Source organism: Desulfotomaculum defluvii (assembly GCF_054657375.1).
In genome coordinates this window covers 122626-146937 of the sequence record NZ_BAAHYV010000004.1, presented here as the reverse complement: position 1 = coordinate 146937, position 24312 = coordinate 122626, and the positions used below count along the sequence as shown (strand labels likewise).

The window sequence follows — 24312 nt, the reverse complement described above, 5'->3', positions numbered from 1 at the left end:
AAAAAAGCTGACACACAATGCGTCAGCCTTAGTTTACTCATATAATTCTTCATCATTCCTCCGGTGTTAGCACTCTTGCCACAATAACAGTCATATCATCGGGTATTCGCCCTCCAGCAGCATTTTGGGCTACTTCTAAAATAACGTCAGCTGCCTCTTGGGCCCCTATCTTTCCTAAGCTCTGCAGAATACCCGTTATCCACTGGTCTTGATCTTCGTCAGTACCCCGATAAGCATCTAGAACCCCATCACTGATCATAATTAAGAGGTCTCCCTCCTCTAAAACTTTACTTACAGATACAAATTGTAAGTTCTCCACAACCCCCACAGGCAAAGCACTGGTTTTTATTACAGCCACCCGGCGACCCCTGACTAGGTAACTGGGAACTGCACCAATCTTTAAAAAGGTTCCGTTCCCATTGTATAAATCCACTACGGCTAAATCTACAGTTGAAAAAGTTTCTTCGGCGGTTCTTAACATCATAATTGAATTTACAGTCTTTACAGCTAAATCTTGCCCAAAGCCAGATTCTAATAAATGTTCAAGTAGAGAAACAATGGTCCCACTTTCCTTAGCTGCCTTGGGTCCAGTACCCATGCCATCTGATAAAACCAATGCCATCCGTCCCTCTTTTAGCTGAAGAATTGAATGACTATCACCACACACTGCATTCCCGTCTTTACCGATTTTTGCTACACCTACATCTAAACTATATCTCAAGGAAGGATAAAGCTTAAAGGCACAACGATCCTCACCGGTCCTAAGTTGACAGTTTGTACTGGCAACATTGAAACCTCTACCCACAACTTTAGAAACAATGGGTGCAATTGTAAAACGGCATTCCATCCCACCCCGGCATGCCTGTTTTACTACCCCAACTTCCATCAAACCATCTTCCTTATGTAGTGTATAGACCTCCTGTACTGGTATGCCCATTTTGGCAAATTGATTTTTGAGAGCTTCATCGATTTCCCCGTCCAATTCAACATCAAATTCCAACTCACTGGACATACTTTCCATTATTTGCGAAATTCCCTTTAATTGTTCTGATACCAATTCCCGACTTTCCAGTAGGCGCTGATGCCAATACTTGTTTACTTTATATGTTTCATAGAGACAGGTAATAGTTATGGACATCTCTTTTAATCTAGCACAACGTTTTTTAAGCTCCTCTGAAAGATCCTCTATGGTAATTTTCCCTTGCAGCTCAACTGTAGAAAGCATATCAAGCATATTTTGATAGGTCCGATAAAAGTCCCTTTCCCAACAAGTTCGGTAAAGGGCACAGCCCTCACATACCTTTTTACTAACTTCCGTAAATAATTGTTGTAGTCCATGTTCCTCTTGGCTCTGTTGAACTGTACTGGATACCTGTTCAAAACTTCTTGAAAGTTCCGTAAATATGGATGACCAGTTTCGAATACGATCTACCGTTAACTCCCTTAACCTAGTATCTTGTATTGGTGTTACCGTTGTAGGTTCTTTTCTACTCTGGGGAAGATGCTCAATAATTTTTTCTTGCAGCCGTGCAGGAAATAATAAAAACAGCATACTGGCAACTACTGTTTCAGTTATTACACCTTTAAGGTCACCATAATTAGATACGTAAACAGCCAATACAATATTCCCCAATAAAAACCCACCGACCACAGCAACCTTACCAAAACCCCTTACAGCCCCTGCTAATACCCCGGCGAAGGAATAGGCCCCTACAATAACGGGAGTTACCATAAAGGCTAAACCCGGAATAACACCCATAACTGCCCCTGTGGCAGCGCCAACTCCCGAGCCTCCTAAATAAGCCCCCAGAAGAATAACAAAACGGCTAATAATACCTCGAAGGGTCAGAAATTCGTAATTTAAACCACCTGTACCTGCTATTAACCCCGCTAACAAAATTAAAAAACAAAAAATGGTTTCCCCTGACATCAAACGTGGCATATTCCCCCTGGCAAAGGGGGTCAAAGCCTGCAGATAAACAAAGGTTAAGACCCCTGCAAACACTGCTTCGAAGCAAGCTGTGATATAGGGATAAAGGGAAGGTGTCTGTAAACTAATAAAAATACTCTTTATAGTAATCGTTGTAACAACAACAACCCCAGGTATCACAAGCCAAGGACGATTAACCTGAGGCTTCACTGACAATACCACAAAAAAAACAGTTGCAATAATGACACAGGAATGCCAAAAATAAATGCCCTCAGTGACGGTCACTAAGCCACCAATAACAGCTAAAGGAATTAATGGGAGGGGTCCAAACACCCACACAGTAGCACAAACAAAACTGGTACCAAAGGGAGAGAGTTCACCCAAAAGAACTGCCCGGCCCAGGAAAAAAGCCAGAATATAAAGAATTATCCGTTCCTTAGTTAAAGCTCGTCCAACAAAAGCTAAAGAAAATTTATTTGCCTTACCTTCTATTTTTTTTGCCTTCTCAGGGCCCTTCCGTCCCTTTGCTTCCTTCTTTTTATTTGAACCCTGTCCCGTCCTATGGTAGGTATAAATATCCACTCGTTCAAACAACAGACCCACCCCTTACCTTGTCACTTTTGCTCCATTATAGTATAGCGGGTGGGAAATATCTGTCATTATTGGTAGGTTATTCCAGTTTTTATTTCGACAACTCCTGATAAAATTCTAATAGCAATCCCTGTAGGATATCACTTTCAGAAACCGTTAAACCAGCTAGCCCTAAGGCTTCTGCAACATTTTTTATAATAGTAACTCCGGCCGGAATAATGTCGGCTCTTTGGGGTTGTAACCCAACAATCTTTTTCCTATCCTCCAAGCTCGTTTCCAATAACAGCGTTAATAAGCGATTTATTTCTGCTGCAGGCAGAAAATATCCGTGTACCAATTCAGGTTGGTAGGGCGACAAGCCTAATGACATTGCCGCAAGAGTAGTGGCTGTTCCTCCCACAGCCACCAGGGATAAATTCCCCTTTTGCTGCTCTTTAATCTTGCCTAGAGTAGTACCCATGATTTCTCTTACTCTCTCTTCGGAGTAGGTGCCTTCCGTTATTCGAACAGCCCCTAGAGGTAAACTTACATAATGAATTTCTTGACCATTTTGCCAAATAAATTCTGTACTTCCACCACCTACATCCAGTACAACAGTAGAATTTCGGTCAACTCCAGGCAACCCGTTCACAACACCCAGATAGCTGGCAGCAGCCTCCCTTTCACCAGAGTATACTTTCACTTCTAGACCTGTTCTGGAGTAAACCATTTGCAAAAACTCATCCTTATTGACAGCATCCCTCACTGCACTGGTGGCAGCCAAAATCATACCCAATGGACTATAGGGCTGAATCTCCTGCAAGAAAGTTTCAATAGCTGCCACAGTCCTTTCCATTGCAGCCAATAATAGTTTCCCTTCATTTATCCCCTGCCCTAATCTTGTGGTTATAAGACCGCTTTTTATAACGGATATATGGTTTTTTTCTACCTCAGCCACCAAAAACCGTGTGGAATTAGTACCAATATCTATACTGGCAAGACGCATAAACTACCACCCTCTTCTTAATAAATAAGCATTCCCTAAAAAAGGGAATGCTTATTAGCTATACTATCTTTTAAAACTTTGAGCCCCGTCCGCCCCTTTTGGAATCGGTCTGCCTTTTAAGGTCAGATAGACGTTCATCACTTTCTTTCATAAACTTGGCCAGCTTATCTTCGAAGGAAGGTTGGAATCTTGGTTTACGATTGCCCCTGTTCGCGGTATTAGCAGGAGCATTTACTTGCTTTATGGATAATCCAATCTTCCCTTTTGGATCCACCGATATAATCTTTACTTTTACCTTGTCCTGAACCTTTAAAAATTCATTAATGTCTTTAACATAGACTTCGGCAACCTCAGATATGTGCACCAACCCGGTCTGGCCACCCGGTAACTCTACAAATGCACCAAAATTAGTAATCCCTGTTACGACTCCCTCTACAATACTACCTTGTTCCAAAGACATGTACTTGCAAGTGCCCTCCTTAATTGGCAAACCAACTTTTACTTAGTAAAAGTATATTGTAAGAGTGTTATAAGTGTCAATACACGAATACTTTTAAATCAGTCATAGATGTTCTTATACTTTACATTAAAAGCCTCACCATTAGAGTTATTTTGCTGAGCAGGTTTACCTGACTCAGAGGGTGTATTCTCCTGCTCTGTTTGTGCCGGAACAACTAACGTCTCACCGGGTTTAACAAGTCCCAGTTGCTCTCTTGCTGCCTGTTCAATGTAAGACTCTGATTTAATTTGTTTAATTTCAGCCCTTAGTGCTTCATTACGGGTTTTTAATTCCTCTACCTGGCTTTGTAGTGTCTTGACACTACTTTGCATATTATCCACTCTGGTAAACTGATTAAACAAGGAGAAGGCCATATATCCAACAATAGCTACAGAAAGAAATAGTATCAGTCTACCACCTTTTTTTCCCCGGCGTACCTTTAGCCCCTGTTCATTAATGTCACGGTGGAGTCTAAGTTCTGTCACCTTTCCTTTCCCAGTGGAAATCATTCATTCATTTCCTCCTCTTCCTCCGGTCCAAATAAGCCTAAACTGTCTCCAGGTATCACAATGACAACCTGATACCCTTTAGATTTGGCTCGGTTAAATAAGGTAGCAACAGTATTAGGGCTAAGTTTTAGCTTGGCTGCAATTTTATCAGTAGAATGCCCCATTTCTTTAAGAGTTACTACTTGACGTTCTCGAAAACTTAATTTTTCTGCGCCTCGTATTTCCAATTGCACCCCGCCTAACCCCCGACCATAACCCACAGTTTATCCACAGGATATGCACATGTTGTGTACAACCTTAGTACGTTTTTATTACAATTTTACTACAAAGAAATATTTTTTCTAGACCAATATAAAAAAATAAACCAACAAATTCACTAATAAAATAGAATAACAGGACATTAGTCCCGTTATTCCTTCTTTTTATATTCAAATATAGGGAATATTGAGGTTATTCGCTGCCAAATACCTCCTTTGATTACTTTTATGGGTTTACTAAAAACTCTTGTAATAATTCTTTTTACCCATGATAAAACTTTTCCAAGAATGCGGCTGACGAAAATCACGGGGACCGTTACCAACAGGTACAGCCCTTTAAAGGGTAAACAAATTATTCTCCAGATAAAGGATATCGTTTTCAATAGTCCTACCCAAATCTGCAAGGTGGTTTTAAATAACCATTGAATCAAGACCGTAGTACGACGACTAAAGATATTTAAGTAACATACTGCTCCAAGGGCTAAACCCAAGAAAACATATAGGCGAACTTCGCCCCAATTTCCTAGTAAAAGCAATACAAAAACGACACCTGTAAGGATAAGCCAGAACAAAACATCCCCCAGAGCAGTTCCTATCTTACGCAGCCCTAAAGTGCCCCTGGTCACCTTGTACAGGTCATAACATAACCCTGCCACCATACCAATGGTTATTGTCAAAACAAAGTAATAAAACTGATCCTGCAAGGGAACCAATTGTTGCACCACCTGTCTTTTAGTTTACTACTTAAGTATCCGGTTAATAAAACCTTTGCTCTTAGACTTATTGCCTCGGGTGGATTTACCCTCAATATATTCTAAGCCGTTAATAAAACCTTCTACCACTAAACTCCCTTTGTCCAGGTTAAGATTCGTAATATGCATTCCCTCACCCTTTAACTGCAAAAAACCCATATTAGTATCTAGGGTTATCTCCTGTTCATCAAAACTGCCTACATGTTGTACTCCTTCAAGTTGTAATTTCTTGCGCCCTTCAATGGTTAAAACATGTTTTCCGTATTCCTCCACAGTACCCCTCCGTTCCCAGGGAAATAAGCCGTCAGCCATCAGCCTTCAGCTCTTAGCTCTTAGTCGCTAGCCTTTAGTTTTTAGCCATTCTAGGCATGGAGGTTTGAGACATTTAGCCATATCAAAAAGCCCATGTCTCACGGCTCATGGCTGACCCCAAAGACCATCTCTTAAGCTGATATATATGCATGTATACCAGGGGGTATGCCTCGAAAAAAGTAAAACAACCTACTAATATGATAGCGGGTTGTTTTAAATAGTCTCTCTGTATAAAACACTGATGAGAATACAGCTCGGCTCATGGCCCAGGCCCTCTGCCAAGGATTTTAGAGCTGATGGCAGATGGCTGAATTAATCGTATAACTTCGTAATGTTTATGTCTTTGAAGTAAAATTTTATTATATCTTGGGGTGAAGTCCCTTTTTCTGCCATGTTTTTGGCTCCCCATTGAGACATACCTACTCCATGCCCGTAACCTTTTCCGGTTAGAACTAGGTTACCATTCTGTACTGCAACGTTTGTTAACAACATAGATCTAGCATCCGTACTTCCCACAGCAAGTCGAAAAGCCGGGCCTCCAACAACTGCCTGATTTATTTTCATCTTGATCACTCTGCCAGAAGGCCCCTGCTCCATAATACTAGCTGCGGTTATAGGGCCTGGATCCGAACCAGCTATGCTTTTAACAGCTTCACGGACCTTAAACCCAGGGATAGTTGCAGTCCAGCTTTGAATTTCTGGCAAAGTATTCTGAACAGACATGGGGTCGTCTACATTGGCCCTAATATAGGGAGTAGGAGTTTTATAGTAGGCCAATCCTTCAGCAGCACTGGCAGTTTTCCCCCCATTGCTGGCAGAAAACCATGCCTTAATGTACTTTCCTTGATAGGTTATGACCTGTCCTCTGGTTTGATCTACAGCCTTTCTTACATTCTCAGTAATTCGAGAAGGATCATAGGCCTGGGATTCTTCAATACTGGTTGAAACATCAGTACCATGAAGTTCTTTCACCCGGCCAGATTCAATATTTTCCATAGTAAATGTACGGGCTAAAATGGCCTGAGCAGCCAAAGCCCCAGTAGTCCATGCGGGCTCCATTTCTGCTGCCACAACCCCTGTAACATATTCTTCAAGCTTGATTTGTTGCTTCTGTCCTGTCTCATTATTATAAAGGCTAATAGTTGGCTCTTCCTTAAAACGTTCCGGTGCTTCTTCCTGTGGCTTCTTGGCAGCTTGCTGGCAACCCAAGGAAAACATACCTATTACGATAAATAAAGAAATTAATAGCAAAATTTGTTTTCTCAAGTGGACTCCCTCCATTTTTCTATTTGCTATATTGTCTCACTCCAAAACAAAAATATGCTATTTAGATAAAACTGGCTTGAGAAGCAGCGGGCATCTCTCACTAGATAATAAAAAGATAAAGACACTTCAATGGACGAAGTGTCTTTATCTTTTATGCTTGCTCAATAATTTTATAAAGACTGGCTGCTTCCTTTGCAGGAACAGTTTCTTTAACTTCTATAATCTCAAAGCAAGTTTTTCTTGAACCAAAATTAATTTCCACCCTATCTCCTGGTTTAACCTCAAGGCTTGCCTTTGCCACTCGACCATTAACCTGAATATGGCCACTGTCACATACTTCCTTAGCCAGAGTACGTCGTTTAATGACCCTGGAAACCTTAAGGAATTTGTCTAATCTCAATTTTCAACCCCCAGAATTATTCTACAGGGAGATTGGCTACAGCGTCCTTTAATGCCTTGCCAGCTTTAAACACAGGTACTCTGGTGGCAGGAATTTGAATTGTTTCGCCTGTTTGAGGATTGCGACCTTCACGGGCTTTACGGGGCTTAGATTCAAAGGTGCCAAAACCCACCAGTTGAATCTTGTCGCCTTTGGCCAAAGACTCTTCAATGCAACCAAGGACAGCGGAAACAGCTTTCTCAGAATCTTTTTTGCTTAATTCGGTTTTCTCTGCAACTGCAGTAATTAGTTCGGCCTTGTTCAAATAAGGACCCTCCTTGAACTCAGAATAAACTATTTTTGCTATTTCGCTATTTTATTAGCTTTTCCTCCCTAGAAGTAAATATTTCCTCTTCTTTTTCTAGGTTTTTATATGTTTTAGCTTCTTCCCACCATTGATCCATTTGCTCAAGAGTTAATTCTGGTAATTTTCTTCCAGAAAGTAATGCTTGTTGCTCTATATAATGAAACCTTTTGATAAACTTATTGGTGGCTAAAGAGAGCGCGTTTTCGGAATCTACCTTCAGCAATCTTGCTAGATTAACTACAGCAAAGAGTAAGTCTCCCAATTCTTCGGCCACTGCCTGTGTATCGCTGTTCTCTTTGGCCTGAAGAACTTCCTGTAGTTCCTCCTTTACCTTTTCCAATGCTCCATGATAATCTGGCCAATCAAAGCCTATACGGGCTGCCTTGGCTTGTACCTTGCCGGCTCGTAATAGTGCCGGTAGGGCTCGTGGAACACCTGATAAATAAGGCTGCACTTGGACTTCTTTGCCTTGTTCCTGGGACTTAATTTTGTCCCAATTAACCAATACCTCTTGGCTATCCTTAACACTGACAGATCCAAAAACATGTGGATGCCTTCGTATCATTTTTTCAGTAATAGATTGAATTACGTCATTGATATCAAAGTGATCCTTTTCATTAGCGAGTTGTGCATGAAAAATAATTTGTAATAATAAGTCTCCCAATTCTTCACAAATTTTATACATTTGTCCTTGTTCAAGGGCTTCCAAAACCTCATATACTTCTTCTATTAGGTAAGGTTTAAGGCTTTCATGGTTTTGCTCTCTATCCCAGGGACAACCTTGTTCCCCCCTTAGGGCGACCATAACATCAACCAGTGGATCCAAGGGAAATAAACAAGGAGTAGGGTATCGTTCACCCTGTTCACAAGGGCGGGTATTTACATTTGCTTGTTTAGGTAGGGGTTCAATGTATAGACTGGTTAAATGATCAATCCAATCCAAACGATCCAATTCATACAGGGGAACCCGTTGAATCCTTTCTTCGTTAGGTATTCCCGCAGCACGTACAACGGTAATAATATACTCATCCGGATAGTAATCCATTAGGCTTAGTTTAGTTTCCCCAGCAACAATTCTGTCGTATATTTGTGTCACAACTGTACCTACAGTAGGATCCGGTTTCTGTTCATCCAAGCGCAGGGCGTCAATAATATGTAGTCCCTTTGACGGGTCAAAGCTAATGGCTGACGATAAGGCATCCAAAAAACTCATTGCCGGTATTATTCGACAGCCAATTCCTTTGGCCGACGCTAACTCCACCACTCTACCTACAGTGTCTTCGGCAACCATAGGATGCCCTGGTACACCATAAATTACCGAATGATTTTGAGCTGCCTCCACGACCTCCTGAGCAATATTTGTGTATACTTCTTCAAATGTTTCAGAGTTTTCGTAATGGTGATCTAAGGAAAAGAATTTTATCCCCTTTTGTTTTAACCAATCAACAGTTGGGTGAATTTTCGTACGCAAATAAACTGTAGCTTCACCATTTAGGATTTCCCATACCCTAAGCGGTAGCATTCCAGGATCACCGGGTCCAAGCCCAACAATAGTAATAAACTTGTCCATATTCTTACCCCACTTTCTATACCTTATTAAATGAAACAGGATAACCACCTTCGTATTTTACACTTTTTGTAAGTATAAAAGAAAAAAAAGGGCCTTTTCGGCCCGTTTGTTTCTGTTTTATTGTTCCATTTGTTTTGCAAGAAAACCAGCAGCAGTCTCGGCTAACTTAAGTTCCATTTCTCCCATTTTAATATCTGGGTCCTTCGAAGCTAGGATAACTGCTCCAATTGGGTCACCTTCGGAAATAATCGGTGCAATTACTTCAGAAGAGTATTTACACTCGCCATCCTCTGTAATGCCGCATTCTTTGCAATGAGGATCATTACCCGGTGAGTTAATTACAACGGCTTTGCGATCTTCCATTACTTTTTCTACATTGGGGCCAATGGGTTTATTGATAAATTCTTTTTTAGGAGCCCCAGCCACAGCAATAATGGTATCCCGATCTGCAATACAAGCAATGTGACCCAGGGCTTCATATAACGAATCTGCGTATTCTTTTGCAAAATCTCCTAATTCTCCGATCGGTGAGTACTTTTTAAGAATTACTTCACCCTCACGATCCACAAAAATTTCGAGGGGATCACCTTCACGAATCCTCAATGTCCTTCTAATCTCTTTTGGTATAACAACTCGACCTAAATCGTCAATACGACGAACAATACCCGTTGCTTTCATATAAGATTACTTCCCTCCTTTTTCTGCATAATCTACGCGGATTAACTTTCATTGATAGTATATAACGGGAGGGAAGGTGTTATTCATAATTTTCCATTGTTAGAAGTTTATTTTCGGGTTTTAGTTTATTATCTATTTTTTTGCCGAATCCCCTGTTTTTGGGGCTAATTTGTTATCTATCTTGGCATTTTTTCTTAGGTCTTCGATAAATTGGTTAAATTTGGCTTGTTTAGTCTCGCCCTCCAACTGGGCTGCTATGCTTTCTTTTACTTCATCCAGAGTCTTTGTCGAAGCTGGAGTAACTTTTTCAAGTTTAATAATATGATATCCATAGGTACTCTTTACTGGTTCCTTAGTAATCTCACCGGGCTGCAAGGATGTTGCAGCTTTTTCAAAGTTGGGGTCAGTGGTATTTGTACCTTTATCAATTGTATAACTTCCGCCATTTTCACGAGTTCCCAAATCATCTGACTTTTCCCGAGCCACAGCAGCAAAATCCCTGCCCTTTTGGGTAACCTCTGCTAAGGCTAATTTGGCTGCTTGAAGGGCTTCTGCTTCGCTTCGTTTGGGGATGCCTTGTTGATCACTGTTAATGGCAAATAACATATGCTTTACCTCAAGACGTTCAGGAGTACCAATAGGCTCCCTGTTCTTATTCTCATTATAAAATGCGGTAATTTCTTCTTCGGTGGGTTTCTTTACATCGGCAGTTACCTTCTCATAGAGTTTACGTGAGGACTCTTCCAATACTAATTGTTCCCTTAAGTATGCTTCGGTAACTTTGGTTTGTTCTAAAGCCTTTTTATATTCCTCTTCATTGGGAAAACCTTTTTTAATTTCAGCTAATTTCTTATCAATTTCTTCTTTGGTTGGGGCTAATTTTTGCTTTTCTGCCTCCTGCAAGACCAATTCTTTGGTAATCATATCTTCTAAAATGTTTTGCTCTAACTGAGTCCGCATCTCTTTATTTTCTTCAGTAGTTACATCAAAGCCTTGTTGCTTGTAGCCCTCAAATACTAAATTGGCCTGCTTGTCCAATTCTTGCCGGGTAATATCTTTACCATTTACTGTGGCTACGATATTGGCCTTATTATTGGCACAGCCTGTAAATAAAAGTATCAGGCTAAGAAGTACCGGAATATAGATCCGAAAATATTTGTTTTTCACTAAAATAGTTCCTCCTTTTACATGATATGGCCATTATACAACGGATTAAGAATGGCCGGCAAGTTATTTCAGCCGGCCCATAAAACTCTCCAATTGCTCTAACTTCCTTAGTGTTAGATCACCTTTGTCTCTTGTTATTAGCTTTATCTCAAATCCCTCGGTAGAAGTGTGAAATTTAACATTGTTCTTATATTTCTCACTGACTGATACTAACTTTTCCCCATCTAAAGGAGCATCCGGTACAAAGAGTAACCGGAAAGTACCCTGGGACCGACTGATGGTTTTGATCTTTAGTTGCCGGCCGATAATTTTTAACTTGGTTACCTGTATTAGGCAACGTACACTCTCGGGCAAATCACCATAGCGATCCACCAGTTCCTCCTCTAAATCAGAAACTTCATTCAGTCCCCACATCGCAGCTAAACGGCGATAGAGTTCTACCTTTTGGTTCCCGTTGGGCACATAGGTATCTGGGATATAGGCCTCCACCGGGAGTTCCACCGATGTATCTATAATCTGCTCAACCTTTTGCCCCCGGGCCTCTTGTACTGCTTCTTCCAATAAGCGACAGTACAAATCAAAGCCCACCTCGGCAATATGACCATGTTGTTGTGCTCCTAATATATTCCCTGCTCCCCGAATTTCCAAGTCCCTCATGGCAATCTTATAACCGGAACCAAATTCGGTAAATTCCCGAATGGCAGATAACCTTCTCTCGCTAATTTCTGTAAGTACCTTATCTCTCCTAAAGAGAAAATAAGCATAGGCCAGTCGATTTGTTCGTCCAACCCTTCCTCTTAATTGGTATAGTTGTGATAAGCCAAAATGATCTGCCTCTTTGACAATTAATGTATTAACATTGGATATATCTAGACCGGTCTCAACAATCGTGGTACAAACTAGAACATCATATTCTCCATCCATGAACTCAATCATAATTTGTTCCAGTTCATCTTCCTTCATTTGACCATGGGCTAAACCAATTCGCGCCTCCGGAACCAAATTTTGCAACCAACCGGCAAGTCGATCTAAATCCACAACCCTATTATGAACAAAATATACCTGCCCTCCCCGATTCAACTCACGCCTTACCGCTTCTCTAATTAATACGGGGTCTTCTTCTAAAACATAGGTTTGGACCGGGAAACGCTCCTCAGGAGGTGTTTCCAACAGGCTGGTGTCCCTAACCCCCACCAGTGACATATGCAGTGTCCGAGGAATAGGTGTAGCTGACAGGGTTAAAACATCTACATTTTTACGTATTTGCTTTAACCTTTCCTTATGACTTACTCCAAAACGCTGTTCTTCATCTACAATCAGCAAACCCAGATCCTTAAAAACAATATCATCCTGTACTAAGCGGTGGGTACCTACAACAATATCAACCTCTCCCAAGGCAAGTCCCGCCAGAACTTGCCGCTGCTCCTTAGGTGTCCGAAAACGAGATAACATTTCTATACGAATTGGGTAATTGGCAAACCTCTCCCGAAAGGTATTGAAGTGCTGCTGCGCTAAAATAGTTGTGGGAACCAATACTGCAACCTGCTTGTTATCCATTACTGCCTTAAAAGCAGCCCTTAGGGCAACTTCTGTTTTGCCATAACCTACATCACCGCAGAGAAGTCGATCCATTGGCCGTCCCTTTTCCATATCCAGCTTTACTTCTTCAATGGCCCGTAGTTGATCAGGTGTTTCTTCGTAGGGGAAAAGTGCCTCAAACTCGGATTGCCAAGGAGTATCTTTAGGGAAAGCATGGCCTTGGACAGTTTGACGAGAAGCATAAAGAGCTAATAACTCATCGGCCATATCCTTTACTGCTTCTCGTACTTTAGCCTTTGCTTTAGACCATTCTGTACCCCCTAGACGGGATAACTTAGGATGGTCTGCTTCTGCTCCCAAGTATTTCTGCAACAAGCCCACTTGATCCGTTGGAACATAGAGCTTATCTTCCCCTGCGTATTGTAGTTGTAGATAATCCTTCTGTAACCCTCCAATATCCAGGGTAATGACTCCCAGGTAACGCCCGATGCCGTGATTTAAGTGGACCACATAGTCCCCTGCCTTTAACTCTGCCAAAGGTTCCATTTTGGCATCTGGCCGCGAACGTTGTTTGCGTGCTTTTTTTCGTTGACCAAATATCTCAGCATCTGTGATAACAACTAGGCGCCCTGATATCAATTCAAAGCCATTGGCCAATTGACCAACAGTAATGACTACATTACCTTCCCTTACTTCCTGATCAAGTTGTTTTACCCGAAAGGCATCTATCTTGGTATCTTTTAGCGATTGTAACAGACTGGCTGCCCTTTCCTCCGAAGACACTAATAGTACAATGGCATAATTTCTGCGACGCCAATGACGGATTTCGTCAGCTAAAACCTCAGCATGGCCTAAAAAACTGTGCATTGCTTTAGCTGGAAAATTGACAACATTTTGAGGTTTTAGGTAATGGGGGTTTCTGGGCAAAAAAGAACAGAAAATGCTCTGCCTTCTCTCTATGGCTGCTAAAAGTTGTCGCCACTCCAGATAACTATTAAAATGTCCTGGTAAGACCTTTCCTTTGCCTAATAAATCGGTATAGGTTTCATTTCTCTCTTTGAGAATTGTATCAACCACTTCTTTAAAGCGGACAGGATCATCCACTAGTAAAAGGGGCTGTTCTATAAAATAATCAAGTAGTGTCACGGGTTCTGGATAGAAATAATACAGTAACTGTTCCATCCCATCAAAGGGTATTCTCCTGCGTATCTGCTCCCGTATCATTGATCCCTGGGAAGAAAGCTGATGTACGGCATCCACGGAGCCAGATCGTTGCAGCTTTTTTAGTTGGTTTTTAAATTCCAATTCATAACTTTCTTCACATCTTTGCCAGACCTTTGAGTTCACTATTAATTCTCTACAGGGCGAAATATTTATGTCATTTAATTTGTCCAAACTTCGCTGGTTATCCACTTCAAAGTGACGAATTGAATCCACTTCATCATCAAAAAACTCAATACGTACCGGCAAATCCTCGGTCATCGGGTAAATGTCAATAATACCGCCCCGGCTTGAAAATTGTCCTCTCCCCTCCACTAATTCCACTCTCTCATAACCCAACTCCACCAGGTTTAACCTCAGTTTTTCCAGGTCTACCCGTTGGCCCAAGGTAAGTTTCAATTTAGCACAGCGAAATACTTCCGGTGGTGTCAACCTTCTCAGAAGAGCTTCCACCGAAGTAACAACCACCATGGGCTCTCCTTCTGAAAGCTTTTCCATAACCCTTAATCGCTGGGCTAATACCTCATTGCTATGAGCTAAAACCTGATAAGGTAGCAACTGCCAAACTGGGAAAGGCTGTACAGAAACACCAGGCAACAATGAAACTAAATCATCTAATAGAATACCCGCTTCCGTCTCGCCCGGTGTTATCACAAGAATTGACCGATTTGTATAGGAGAGCCCTGCAAATAAATAACTTCGCTGGGACCCAGCTAAACCAAAAACCATTTGTTGTTTAAAGCCTTTTTCCAAACCCTGAAGTAAGTGTTGATATTCAATTGTTAACTCTAACGGCCGTAATAATCCGTTCATATTTTCTCCTGCATTATGGACCCATATAGGCCACTGATGTTTTTCTGGTAGCTAATATAGTAGTTTAAATAGCTTCAGCCTGGATGGCATTGGGAGTATCCCTTTATCCACCAGGCAAAAAATAAACTTATCCTATGTCGGCAAATTATACTCTGTCATTATTCCCTCGTCAAGTTACCCTTGTTTGTTTACTATAGTATACTATGAACCAGTTCCAGATGGTATGTACTAGATAAGTCACAATTAGAGCTACCAATAAATTACTTGCCGAATAAACCCTCACTGTAAGTAAACCAAATAAACTATGGGCTATGATGGCTGTACAGGCCGCCCAGACCCCTTTCACACCTCGGCGTTTCAATTCCACCAGGGCTTCTACTAGGCCAAAACCTATGTGAGTATAGACAAGGGAGGTTTTTAGAAGGATTGCCCAAAATGTCTTTGCAGTTTCTTCTACCAGCGGTGTTAAAAAGGCAATCCCTCGATTACCCAAAAAATTCAAAACCCACCCGTTGATAACCCAAGAGGTTACAGCAGCCAGTAAGGTTGCAGCAGCTATGACAATCATTTTATTATCAATAACTCCTCTGTTTCTTCTTGACCCTGTTAGCTGTTAGCTATTTGTGGAGCATTTGTTAATGGTTGTCAATAATTCATAATGCATAGCCTATGTAAACTGTAAATGTCCCAAAAAAGCTGACGGCTGATGGCTAAGGGGGACTCAAACTATTCTGCCAAAGAGTTATCCTTACTTTCTAACTCTGCCTTATTCTTCTTCGTCTTATTCTTCTGATTATATTTATTCATAACCATCTGAGTACCTTCCAATACCCAAACTCTTGCTGCTTCCGCCGCGTTCTGAATGGTTGGGTCAATTATTTTTGCCTCTTCTTCACTGATCTTACCCAGTACATGACCCACTGCACCATATTCAGGGCGACCAATACCCACTCGCATGCGGGTAAATTCCTTGGTACCTAATAATTCGATAATACTTTGCAAACCCTTCTGTCCACCGGCACTACCATTTTTGCGGATTCGCATGGTCCCTGGGGGTAAATCCATATCATCTACAATAACAAGCAAATCCTCTGTGGCTATTTTATACCAGTTCATTATGGCTACCACCGCCTGACCGCTTAAATTCATGAATGTTTGAGGCTTCGCCAAAATTACTTTTTGAGTTCCAATATTAACTTGACTGATCAAGGCCTTATGCTGATTTTTTTCCGAGGTTAGACCCAAGTCAACTGCCAATTTATTAATAACCATAAATCCAATATTATGTCTAGTTTGGGCATACTCTACTCCCGGGTTACCCAAGCCAACAATTAATTTCATTTAATTATTACCCCCTTATCGAAGGTATTTTACCTTAGCTTTTGCTTGAAGGCAATAGAATTACTGACTAGGGAATCTATGAGTAAAAGAAAAGGTTACCCCATGGCCTTTTTAGGGATAACCCAGTCCTTTATAATTTGACAATATGGCTAGATTTTAGGCTTCCTACTCCTTTTCTATAGTTTTAGCCTTCGCTTCCGCTTCAGGTTCTGGTGGTACCTCTGGCTGACCAGCAGGCTCAGGGGCCTTCATGGTGGCTACACCTACTACAGTCGTATGTTGATGATCCAAAATTTTAACACCCGATGGAATGTTTAAATCGCTTACAGATAAGGTATCGCCAATCTCTAAACCGCTAATATCCACTTTAATTGCTTCTGGTATTTCGTTGGGTAAGCATTCAATTTCTGCACTGCGCAGGTCATGCTGAATAACTCCACCAAGGGCCACACCTTTAGGTGTACCTACTAGTTGGATGGGAACCACTGTCTTAACCTTTGTATCTTGAGATACCTGCTGAAAATCCACATGCCTGATATTTCGGTCTACAGGATCCATCTGTAAACTCTTTACCATAACAGTCTGTTTACCGCCATTTACGTTCATATTAATAAGTGTGTTGCGCCCAGTTACGGAATTTAGAATCTTCTTTAAATCCTTAGCATCAACGGAAATATTCATGGAGCCAATTTGTTTTCCATAAACTACTCCGGGCACACCACCATTGTTTCTAATTTGCTTAACTATAGATTTTGTATTTGTTTCCCTCATGTTGGCATCTAATACTGAACCAGTCATAAAATTAACCCCTCCATTGAATATAAAGAAAATCTTATCATGCCATCTATTATTCCCTATTATTGGTCATATCAAACAACATCTGGGCATAAAGATGAATATAATAAGTTTTGATTTAAAGGGGGGGCCTTATACATGCGCAAGAGCAAAAAATTTATTGGTATGCCTATCATCAGTCTTGCCGAAGGCCAAGAAATGGGCACAGTCAAAGGGTTAGTGGTAGATCCGGTTGAGCAAAGAATAGCCGCCCTAATCATAGAGCAAAAAGGTTGGTTTAAAGATCAAAAGTTTGCCCCGTATAGTAAAGTTCGTAGCGTTGGAGCCGACGCCATTACCATTGATCAGGGAGCGGTTGTTGAAAAAGGTACTAGTTTACCAGACATTTTAAAGCTTTTCAAAGAAAAAGTTAACATTATTGGATGCAAGGTTATTGTAGAAAATGGTTCCGACCTTGGTGAAGTAGATGAATTCTTTATTGATGAAATCACCGGTCAAATTGTTGGTTTAGAAATTAGCGGCAGCTTCTTAAATAGCTTGATTAAAGGCAAGTCCTTTTTGGAAGTATCGTTTATTAAAACCATTGGTAAAGAACTAGTTGTAACATCGGTGGATGCCCTAGATAATCTGATCAAAGTTGATGGCGGTCTGCAAGAAACAGTTAAACAGCTAAAGGATAGTACAAATCATATCTGGGAAAGCACTTTGCAAAAAACAAAGGAAATCGGCAATATAACCAAAGAAATCAGCAGTAAAACAGTGGAAGAAATAGAAAGTAAAACCAAAGATCTAGGAGAAAGCCTAAGAGATAGGGTTAAGAAAAAAGGTAATGATGACTATATTGAAGACGAGGTTACGGTTCAAGATTTACCTTTAGGAGCTCTAAGGAAAGAGGAAGAAAAATTACAAACCAGAGAGTCTATTCAGGATGAAGTTATTATTGCAGATTTGCCACCAGGCTCACTTCCCCGTCAAACCGATGACTTAAGTAGGGCAGAACAAGTTGAAGATTTTGTTGAAGTCCATGAATTACCTCCAGGTGCTTTACCCCGTGAAGAGAAGGAACCCGAGGACGAAAAGGAAGCTACCGAGGAACCTTTGGTAATAGAAGAATCACCTTTGGTTTCTGAAAAGTTAAGCAAAGAAAAGGAAGAAAAAACCGATTAGTATGGGGTCACTTACTTTTAAGCATTAGGTATCATTAAAAACCTAAGGCTAAAAGCAAATAGCTAACAGCAAAAAAGCAGTGTCGCTAGCTACTGAAAAGTAGTTTTGCGACACTGACCTTTTTACAACTCTTCCATTAGTTTTGCCACAGCTGCACGGTGGTGTTCCTCTTCCCTAGCCATACGTTCAAAGATAAATTTTTTATCCTGTTGGGCCTTAAAAATATCTGCCATTTGATTATACATTTTAGCTGCTGCATCTTCACGTTGCGTGGCAATGGTCAGTACTTCCTCGGGTGTCATGTCGGGGTTTAGCTCCCCGGCCTCTTCGAAGCCATCAAAATATACTTCTTCATTGATCGGTTCACCAGATTTTAGCCAGAGAAGGTAATCCAAATGGTCCTTTTCATCCTGGGCTAATCTTTTTAAAATCTTCTCAGTTTCTACAAGCTTCGCCTTGCCTGCCATTTCACTGTAAAATTTATAGCTGCTTTCCTCAGATTTAATGGCTACATCTAAAATATCATTAATAGTTAAATGCAAAATCATTTCCCCCTTTTGCGTTATTATCTTAACCCATTGTAAGTTACGCTGGGGGAATTTACCATGACAAAAGTCTTGCATTTTTCTTGCATTAAAATAAAGATGCTCCTAACCCATGGGAACCAACTTAATTTGGCCCCAAACAGCCATCTTCTCTCCTTTAATGGCCACAGCACCAGTTATCCCCTTTATGGAAGCAGCATAGTCCACCGCCCTTTGTACATCTTCTTCTACCTGCACAAAATTGCCAGCGGCAGTGGCCACTGCATCAGCCAAAATGGGTGAGGAAGAAAGAATGATCACTGCATCAGACTTACCAAAACTTAGGGAATGACCTACCGTACCGGATGACGTGCAAATACCCAATGGGCTCTGCCACGGTTGAATTTCCAGTGCAATTTTATTACTAAAGGGGGAGGTTCCGGCAAAGATTCCTACCTTTCGTGCACAGGAAGTTTTAATAAAAATATCTCCTCCATTTTCCACTATCACATCACGGGAACGCCGACTCAAAGCTTTTCCCACTACTTGAGAAAAAGCACCCGCCACCGCAGCCATGGGCCCCACACCAGCCAATTGACCAGCTTCAGCCATTTCTATGGCGATATCCGGGGCACCTGGCAAAACTTTGTGGGGATTTAGGGTGGTTGGAAAAACAGTGTCCCTATTAATATATTCTTCCAACAGTGACCGTTGCTCTTTAATTAATTTCTCCACCCAGCTTACCAGTTCGGGAGTAAAACGATCCCGCCGCACACCAATATCTAGATCTGTTTCTTTAACTCCCACCTGGAAATGTATCAAATCTCCTTGACGATGCAAATCACGATAGGTGCGCTCGATATAATCCATTCTATATTCGTACCTCCATCGCTCGAACCGGGCAAACCTTTAAGCATTGTAAGCACAATACACACTTGTCTCCATCAAACTGCACTTCCATGGAAGGACGTTCTATATATAGAGCTCCCGCGGGGCAATGCCCTGTGCAAGCCCCACAACTGGTGCAACGATCGTTATTGCGGACTACTTCCTGAGTAAGGGGATGTACAGAGATACCCTGATTCCTTAGATACTCTATACCTTCCTCATATTTCTCCCCCCAAAGGTCTAAAACTAAAGTCCCTTCTAGGTGAGGATTAATTTGTGCCTTGACAATATTTACCACCAAATCATAGTCCTTTACTAAGTGATAGATAATAGGTTGATCAGATGTTGATGAAGTGAAACGCAAAACAATTTTATGAGGTGCCATTTACCGACACTCCTTCCATTACTTAATATCTAATGTCTTACCCGTTAAACCTGCTGCAGGGCCAGGTAGAAGCTGTACTGGTTCACCCAATAAAAAGTCTCCTTTTTCAATCCAGTTCTTTAACTGATTAGCGATTTCCCTAGCTTTTGGGTAACTAGATAGGGGTGCCGTAGGGATTTCTTTACCATTTATAGTAATTTTCCCTGATTTTAATTGGGCATAGCTGACTAAACCTAAATTCCCACCAACCCGATTCGGGTAAGCATCACTGTAATCAACTACCGGAGCATGCAGTTCCTCATCTGATAATGCAGCATAACGTAGTATTTCTTCGTTAAGTATAGGAATAGGTATTCCTAACCCTACGGTTAGAGTAGCACCATAACCTCGGAAACTGGTTCCCCTTAGCCACTGGGCTTTCATCTGCTTTAGGTCACCTAGAACAGAAAGTGTCCCACCTGCTGAGCCCACCACGTTTCCCTCTTGGTCCTTTAGCCAGCCGGGGAAATGCTGGGTGCCATTCCAAACCACATAGCCTACACCCCCACCCAGAAAGATTCTGGTGCCTACGCCTATGGTAGCAAAATTAGGATCCTTCATCAGGGGACTTAATTGTCCAGAGGTAGAATAGTTGGCATTTCCTAAGCGGGGTTTAAGTGTTCCCATATAGGTATAGATAGTTTTATCACTTAGGTTAACGGCACAGTTATAGTTTTGATAACCATTGCGAGGGTTAAATAAAATAGCCTCATTTATCTCATTCAAGGTAAGGGTTGTTTCTATTTCTTTTCTGGGGTAACAATCAGTACCGTAGGATAAAGCTTTCAGCTTTATTTGCTTTCCTGCTACCAAATCCTCTATAACATGACCCCCACCGTAGCGAAAATCCCCTGGAAAATCTCCATTTGCCGGATCCTCTTCGGGAATTTCCGTGGCGCCGATAAATGCATCCACTGCAGCTATGCCAGTATAGGCAGGAACATTATTTAGAGATACTTTAGTCATTCTAATCCGAGGAGAAGAATGTCCAAAATTCAAAAACGCACCAGAAGAACACATGGGGCCAAAGGTACCAGTAGTTACCACATCAACTTCTGCAGCCGTTTTAGACAGTCCCTGCTCTCTCACTTTTCCAATCACTTCTTCAGCAGTCAATACCACTGCCTTTCCCGCTTTGATACGGGCATTAATTTCTGCATAGGTTCTCTCAACAGCCATTTAAAAATCCTCCTTCTGCGCGCTCTTCCAGTCCATAATAAAATAAACAAGCCCCTTCTTAACAGAAGAGGCTTATTCCCATATCACGGTCATAGCTCACCTCTTATCTGTCAGAAGAAAATCTTCTGCAGGAATTAGCACCTGTCCGGGTTCTACCGGACGGTTGCTGGGTTTCATAGGGCCAGTCCCTCCACCTCTCGGGATAAGAGCGCATATTTAATTGGTTTGTTTAATTTAAGATACTGTTTAGTTTAGCAAGGCCAAGTTATATTGTCAACTATTTTTTTTTGGTAAAAAGGAATAGTCATCAGCCGTCAGCTAAATCACCTTTGGAAAAGGCCATAGGCTTTTTGTGCTGGTTACACTTATGGGTCTTTTGCTTTGACCAGACAACTTAGTTAGTCTGCATAACCATACGATAATCATCAAAATATATTATTCAACCAGAAGGAGGTGAGTGCTATGTATAACCTGGAAGAGTCCCGCCCGGACATGCTTAAAACTGGTATCGTTGGTTGGGGGTCACCAGAGGAACAAGAAGATGAAACCGGCATTGACTTTTATGAGAATTGGCATGGGCACTGGTAGATATATAAAAAATGCGACAGGGGGAACAGTCCTCCACGTCGCATTTCTTTTATAAAACCCCTTTGACCTACACAAAATATGAAAATGCAGTGTGCCATGAGCAAGAGACCCCTAAACAGAACAGGCAAAAAAGCCCAAGGCCCATGGCTCATGGCCCAAGGCCACCTACCAACCATTAGCGATAACTTACAGCTAAAAGCTGATGGCAAATCTATCTCTTATTAAGAGAATAGCTTGCTAACCGAAAGGTCTTCGTGGATGCGTATAATTGCCTCACCAAGTAATGGAGCCACAGATAACACTTTAATTTTATTAATCATTTTTTCCGGAGGTAATGGTATGGTATTTGTGATAATCACTTCTTTAATAACAGACTCTTCTAACCGCTGTATGGCCGGACCAGAAAGTACTGCATGGGTACAGCAAACATAGATTTCTTTGGCACCACGATCCATTAGCGCAGCCGCTCCCTTTGTGATGGTTCCAGCAGTATCGATAATATCGTCAATCATAATAACAGTTTTCCCTTTAATATTGCCAATAACATTGGTAACTTCGGCTACATTGGGTTCCGGGCGACGTTTGTCAATAATAGCCAAGGGTGATCCAATTCGCTCAGCCAAATCTCTAGCACGGGTAACCCCACCAATATCAGGTGAAACCACAACTACATTTTCAGGGTCCTGTGTTTGTTGAAAGTATTCCGCCAAGATAGGTACAGCAGGCAGATGATCCACAGGAATATCAAAGAAACCCTGAATCTGACCCGCATGTAAATCCATGGTTATCACCCGGCGACAACCACTGGCTGATACAATATTAGCAACAAGTTTAGCTGTGATGGGGTCTCTGGCACGGGTTTTACGATCCTGACGGGCGTAACCATAATAAGGAATTACAGCTGTGATGCGTCGGGCAGAGGCTCGGCGGAGTGCATCAGCCATGATTAGTAATTCCATTAAATTCTCGTTTACTGGTGTACATGTAGGTTGAATAATAAAGGCATCAGATCCCCTTACACTCTCATCTACTTTAACCCTAATTTCCCCATCACTAAAGTGTGTTACTTCGGAAGATCCCATGGTAACGCCAAGATACTGGCAAATCTCCTGGGCTAATTGAGGATTAGCATTTCCTGCAAAAATCTTTAATCTTTTACTATTGGAAGACATCATTTACCTCCGAGATTTAATTTAGCTTTTTTTCCTTTGTTTCTTTGCCCAATCAGCCAGATTGGTTTGGCGTCCCCTGGCCACTCCCAGGGCTTCGTCTGGTACATTTTTGGTAATAGTAGAACCCGCGGCAATGACAGCATTCCGGCCCACTTTAACCGGTGCCACTAAATTTGTATTACTACCAATGAATGCTCCATCTTCTAAAATGGTTTGATACTTGCTCTTGCCGTCGTAGTTACAGGTAATCGTCCCGGCACCCACATTTACATTTTCCCCTATGGTTGCATCACCCACGTAACTTAGGTGGGGTATTTTACTGCCGCTTCCAACCTGCGACTTTTTGATTTCTACAAAGTCCCCCACTTTTACTTTGTCAGCTAATATGGTACCCGGCCTTAGATAGGCATAGGGCCCAATAATCGTATGGTTCCCAATTTGGCTGTTTAAGAGTACAGAATATTGAATTTCATTGTTATTCCCAATAAGACAATCAGTTATTTTGCAACCTGGCCCAATCACACAATCGCTACCAATTTTAGTATCCCCTATTAGGAACGTAAAGGGAAGGATAACTGTGTCTACTCCAATCTTAACACTACGGTCCACATAAGTATTATTTGGATCCATAATGGTTACTCCTTGAGCCATTAGATCTTCAAGAATCCTGCGGCGCAGAACAGTTTCAGCTTGAGCTAATTGAATACGATCATTAATGCCCTGAACCTCTTGGGCATCTTCTAATGTTACTGCTTTAACGGTAAGTCCCTTTTTTATAAGAATCTGTACTATATCCGTAAGGTAATATTCGCCTTGGGCGTTAGCTGGAGATATTTCCTTCAAAGCCGCAAATAACCCAGGTACCTTAAAACAGTACACGCCGGTATTAATTTCTTTTACTTTTAATTCCTCTGGCGATGCATCCTTCTGTTCTACAATATGAGATACATCCCCTACTTCGGTGCGTAGAACCCGACCGTAACCGGTGGGATTTTCCAGTTGAGCTGTTAATAAGGTCGCTGCTGCCCCGGATTGACTGTGCATCTCGGTCAGTTTGGCTAAGGTTTCCCCCCTTAATAGCGGGGTATCCCCACAAACCACTAGTAAGTTACCAGGGTAATCATGCAATTCTTCCTCAGCTTGGATTAAAGCATGGGCCGTCCCCAATTGCTCCCTTTGTATGACCACCTTAGCCTTATCGCCAACAAAGTCAGTAACCTGATCAGAGCCAAACCCTACCACAACTACCTTTTTGGTTACTCCGGCTTCAGCTACGGAATTTAACACATGGCCCAGCATAGGCCTGCCACATAGTTGATGTAAAACCTTAGGCAAGTTTGATTTCATTCTAGTGCCTTTGCCGGCAGCCAAAATTACCGCAGCAAGTTCCATTCCGCGC

General features: G+C 41.6%; 25 protein-coding genes and 1 riboswitch. Of the genes, 2 read left to right on the top strand and 23 right to left on the bottom strand.

Annotation, left to right across the window (positions count from 1 at the left end; all coding sequences use genetic code 11):
• Positions 1-52: 52 nt before the first annotated feature.
• The 17 genes from spoIIE to ACYQ03_RS02375 all read right to left on the bottom strand — a co-directional run bounded on the left by spoIIE (position 53) and on the right by ACYQ03_RS02375 (position 16974).
• Positions 53-2524, bottom strand: coding sequence for a stage II sporulation protein E (spoIIE, locus tag ACYQ03_RS02455; RefSeq protein ID WP_459907362.1), 2472 nt, complete (start codon positions 2522-2524; stop codon positions 53-55).
• Between the two features lie 88 nt (positions 2525-2612).
• A complete protein-coding gene (locus ACYQ03_RS02450; RefSeq protein ID WP_459907360.1) occupies positions 2613-3506 on the bottom strand; it encodes a Ppx/GppA phosphatase family protein in 894 nt (297 codons plus the stop codon).
• 70 nt (positions 3507-3576) lie between these two features.
• A complete protein-coding gene (locus tag ACYQ03_RS02445) occupies positions 3577-3966 on the bottom strand; it encodes a S1 RNA-binding domain-containing protein (RefSeq protein WP_459907359.1) in 390 nt (129 codons plus the stop codon).
• Positions 3967-4064: 98 nt separating this feature from the next.
• On the bottom strand, positions 4065-4514 hold the full coding sequence (locus tag ACYQ03_RS02440; protein WP_459907358.1) for an FtsB family cell division protein: 450 nt from the start codon (positions 4512-4514) through the stop codon (positions 4065-4067).
• The gene (locus ACYQ03_RS02435) at positions 4511-4747 is read right to left on the bottom strand and encodes a helix-turn-helix transcriptional regulator (RefSeq protein WP_459907356.1); all 237 of its coding nucleotides are present in this window, start codon (positions 4745-4747) and stop codon (positions 4511-4513) included. Before ACYQ03_RS02435 ends, ACYQ03_RS02440 begins: the two co-directional genes overlap by 4 nt.
• A 176-nt stretch (positions 4748-4923) precedes the next feature.
• Entirely contained in the window at positions 4924-5493 is a 570-nt protein-coding gene (gene yabQ, locus ACYQ03_RS02430) for a spore cortex biosynthesis protein YabQ (protein ID WP_459907355.1), read from the bottom strand.
• 18 nt (positions 5494-5511) lie between these two features.
• Entirely contained in the window at positions 5512-5796 is a 285-nt protein-coding gene (gene yabP / locus ACYQ03_RS02425; RefSeq protein WP_459907442.1) for a sporulation protein YabP, read from the bottom strand.
• 351 nt (positions 5797-6147) lie between these two features.
• The gene (locus ACYQ03_RS02420; RefSeq protein WP_459907354.1) at positions 6148-7101 is read right to left on the bottom strand and encodes a SpoIID/LytB domain-containing protein; all 954 of its coding nucleotides are present in this window, start codon (positions 7099-7101) and stop codon (positions 6148-6150) included.
• A gap of 151 nt (positions 7102-7252) precedes the next feature.
• Entirely contained in the window at positions 7253-7501 is a 249-nt protein-coding gene (locus ACYQ03_RS02415) for an RNA-binding S4 domain-containing protein (RefSeq protein WP_459907352.1), read from the bottom strand.
• Positions 7502-7517: 16 nt separating this feature from the next.
• Positions 7518-7838, bottom strand: a complete 321-nt coding sequence (locus tag ACYQ03_RS02410) for an HU family DNA-binding protein (protein WP_459907440.1) — start codon at positions 7836-7838, stop codon at positions 7518-7520.
• Between the two features lie 13 nt (positions 7839-7851).
• Positions 7852-9417, bottom strand: a complete 1566-nt coding sequence (gene yabN, locus ACYQ03_RS02405; protein WP_459907350.1) for a bifunctional methyltransferase/pyrophosphohydrolase YabN — start codon at positions 9415-9417, stop codon at positions 7852-7854.
• Between the two features lie 117 nt (positions 9418-9534).
• Positions 9535-10095 (bottom strand): stage V sporulation protein T, encoded by a 561-nt coding sequence (gene spoVT, locus ACYQ03_RS02400; RefSeq protein ID WP_459907349.1) that lies wholly within the window; start codon positions 10093-10095, stop codon positions 9535-9537.
• A 132-nt stretch (positions 10096-10227) separates the two neighbouring features.
• On the bottom strand, positions 10228-11262 hold the full coding sequence (locus tag ACYQ03_RS02395) for a peptidylprolyl isomerase (protein ID WP_459907347.1): 1035 nt from the start codon (positions 11260-11262) through the stop codon (positions 10228-10230).
• A gap of 63 nt (positions 11263-11325) precedes the next feature.
• Positions 11326-14835: a transcription-repair coupling factor gene (gene mfd / locus ACYQ03_RS02390; protein WP_459907345.1), complete on the bottom strand. Its 3510-nt coding sequence runs from the start codon at positions 14833-14835 to the stop codon at positions 11326-11328.
• 169 nt (positions 14836-15004) lie between these two features.
• Complete coding sequence (locus tag ACYQ03_RS02385) at positions 15005-15403, bottom strand: hypothetical protein (protein WP_459907343.1); 399 nt, start codon at positions 15401-15403, stop codon at positions 15005-15007.
• A 158-nt stretch (positions 15404-15561) separates the two neighbouring features.
• Complete coding sequence (gene pth, locus ACYQ03_RS02380) at positions 15562-16176, bottom strand: aminoacyl-tRNA hydrolase (protein ID WP_459907342.1); 615 nt, start codon at positions 16174-16176, stop codon at positions 15562-15564.
• Between the two features lie 165 nt (positions 16177-16341).
• Positions 16342-16974: a 50S ribosomal protein L25/general stress protein Ctc gene (locus ACYQ03_RS02375; RefSeq protein ID WP_459907341.1), complete on the bottom strand. Its 633-nt coding sequence runs from the start codon at positions 16972-16974 to the stop codon at positions 16342-16344.
• A 135-nt stretch (positions 16975-17109) separates the two neighbouring features.
• Here ACYQ03_RS02375 and ACYQ03_RS02370 point away from each other — a divergent pair, with 135 nt between their 5' ends.
• A complete protein-coding gene (locus tag ACYQ03_RS02370; RefSeq protein WP_459907340.1) occupies positions 17110-18138 on the top strand; it encodes a PRC-barrel domain-containing protein in 1029 nt (342 codons plus the stop codon).
• A gap of 122 nt (positions 18139-18260) precedes the next feature.
• On the opposite strand, the gene ACYQ03_RS02365 is transcribed toward ACYQ03_RS02370, so the two are convergent.
• The 4 genes from ACYQ03_RS02365 to ACYQ03_RS02350 form a co-directional block, all read right to left on the bottom strand.
• Complete coding sequence (locus ACYQ03_RS02365; protein WP_459907338.1) at positions 18261-18680, bottom strand: ferritin family protein; 420 nt, start codon at positions 18678-18680, stop codon at positions 18261-18263.
• 108 nt (positions 18681-18788) lie between these two features.
• Entirely contained in the window at positions 18789-19532 is a 744-nt protein-coding gene (locus ACYQ03_RS02360) for a UPF0280 family protein (protein WP_459907337.1), read from the bottom strand.
• 1 nt (position 19533) lies between these two features.
• Positions 19534-19935, bottom strand: coding sequence for an NIL domain-containing protein (locus ACYQ03_RS02355; RefSeq protein ID WP_459907335.1), 402 nt, complete (start codon positions 19933-19935; stop codon positions 19534-19536).
• An 18-nt stretch (positions 19936-19953) separates the two neighbouring features.
• Positions 19954-21153, bottom strand: a complete 1200-nt coding sequence (locus ACYQ03_RS02350; protein ID WP_459907333.1) for a homocysteine biosynthesis protein — start codon at positions 21151-21153, stop codon at positions 19954-19956.
• Positions 21154-21253: 100 nt separating this feature from the next.
• Positions 21254-21362, bottom strand: a riboswitch (SAM riboswitch).
• Between the two features lie 253 nt (positions 21363-21615).
• Between ACYQ03_RS02350 and ACYQ03_RS02345 the strand changes: the two genes are divergently transcribed.
• Positions 21616-21741, top strand: coding sequence for a hypothetical protein (locus ACYQ03_RS02345; protein ID WP_459907331.1), 126 nt, complete (start codon positions 21616-21618; stop codon positions 21739-21741).
• A gap of 221 nt (positions 21742-21962) precedes the next feature.
• Here the strand turns inward: ACYQ03_RS02345 and ACYQ03_RS02340 are convergent, their stop codons facing one another.
• Both ACYQ03_RS02340 and glmU read right to left on the bottom strand, forming a co-directional pair.
• Complete coding sequence (locus ACYQ03_RS02340; protein WP_459907329.1) at positions 21963-22913, bottom strand: ribose-phosphate diphosphokinase; 951 nt, start codon at positions 22911-22913, stop codon at positions 21963-21965.
• A 21-nt stretch (positions 22914-22934) separates the two neighbouring features.
• The gene (gene glmU, locus ACYQ03_RS02335; RefSeq protein ID WP_459907327.1) at positions 22935-24305 is read right to left on the bottom strand and encodes a bifunctional UDP-N-acetylglucosamine diphosphorylase/glucosamine-1-phosphate N-acetyltransferase GlmU; all 1371 of its coding nucleotides are present in this window, start codon (positions 24303-24305) and stop codon (positions 22935-22937) included.
• Between the last annotated feature and the right edge of the window lie 7 nt (positions 24306-24312).

Bases quoted from the DNA above. Each gene is read 5' to 3' on its own strand.
- ACYQ03_RS02450 (WP_459907360.1), bottom strand. From the start codon at position 3,506: ATGCGTCTTGCCAGTATAGATATTGGTACTAATTCCACACGGTTTTTG.
- ACYQ03_RS02445 (WP_459907359.1), bottom strand. From the start codon at position 3,966: ATGTCTTTGGAACAAGGTAGTATTGTAGAGGGAGTCGTAACAGGGATT.
- ACYQ03_RS02440 (WP_459907358.1), bottom strand. From the start codon at position 4,514: ATGATTTCCACTGGGAAAGGAAAGGTGACAGAACTTAGACTCCACCGT.
- yabN (WP_459907350.1), bottom strand. From the start codon at position 9,417: ATGGACAAGTTTATTACTATTGTTGGGCTTGGACCCGGTGATCCTGGA.
- spoVT (WP_459907349.1), bottom strand. From the start codon at position 10,095: ATGAAAGCAACGGGTATTGTTCGTCGTATTGACGATTTAGGTCGAGTT.
- mfd (WP_459907345.1), bottom strand. From the start codon at position 14,835: ATGAACGGATTATTACGGCCGTTAGAGTTAACAATTGAATATCAACAC.
- ACYQ03_RS02385 (WP_459907343.1), bottom strand. From the start codon at position 15,403: ATGATTGTCATAGCTGCTGCAACCTTACTGGCTGCTGTAACCTCTTGG.
- pth (WP_459907342.1), bottom strand. From the start codon at position 16,176: ATGAAATTAATTGTTGGCTTGGGTAACCCGGGAGTAGAGTATGCCCAA.
- ACYQ03_RS02375 (WP_459907341.1), bottom strand. From the start codon at position 16,974: ATGACTGGTTCAGTATTAGATGCCAACATGAGGGAAACAAATACAAAA.
- ACYQ03_RS02370 (WP_459907340.1), top strand. From the start codon at position 17,110: ATGCGCAAGAGCAAAAAATTTATTGGTATGCCTATCATCAGTCTTGCC.
- ACYQ03_RS02360 (WP_459907337.1), bottom strand. From the start codon at position 19,532: ATGGATTATATCGAGCGCACCTATCGTGATTTGCATCGTCAAGGAGAT.
- ACYQ03_RS02355 (WP_459907335.1), bottom strand. From the start codon at position 19,935: ATGGCACCTCATAAAATTGTTTTGCGTTTCACTTCATCAACATCTGAT.
- ACYQ03_RS02350 (WP_459907333.1), bottom strand. From the start codon at position 21,153: ATGGCTGTTGAGAGAACCTATGCAGAAATTAATGCCCGTATCAAAGCG.
- ACYQ03_RS02345 (WP_459907331.1), top strand. From the start codon at position 21,616: ATGTATAACCTGGAAGAGTCCCGCCCGGACATGCTTAAAACTGGTATC.
- ACYQ03_RS02340 (WP_459907329.1), bottom strand. From the start codon at position 22,913: ATGTCTTCCAATAGTAAAAGATTAAAGATTTTTGCAGGAAATGCTAAT.
- glmU (WP_459907327.1), bottom strand. From the start codon at position 24,305: ATGGAACTTGCTGCGGTAATTTTGGCTGCCGGCAAAGGCACTAGAATG.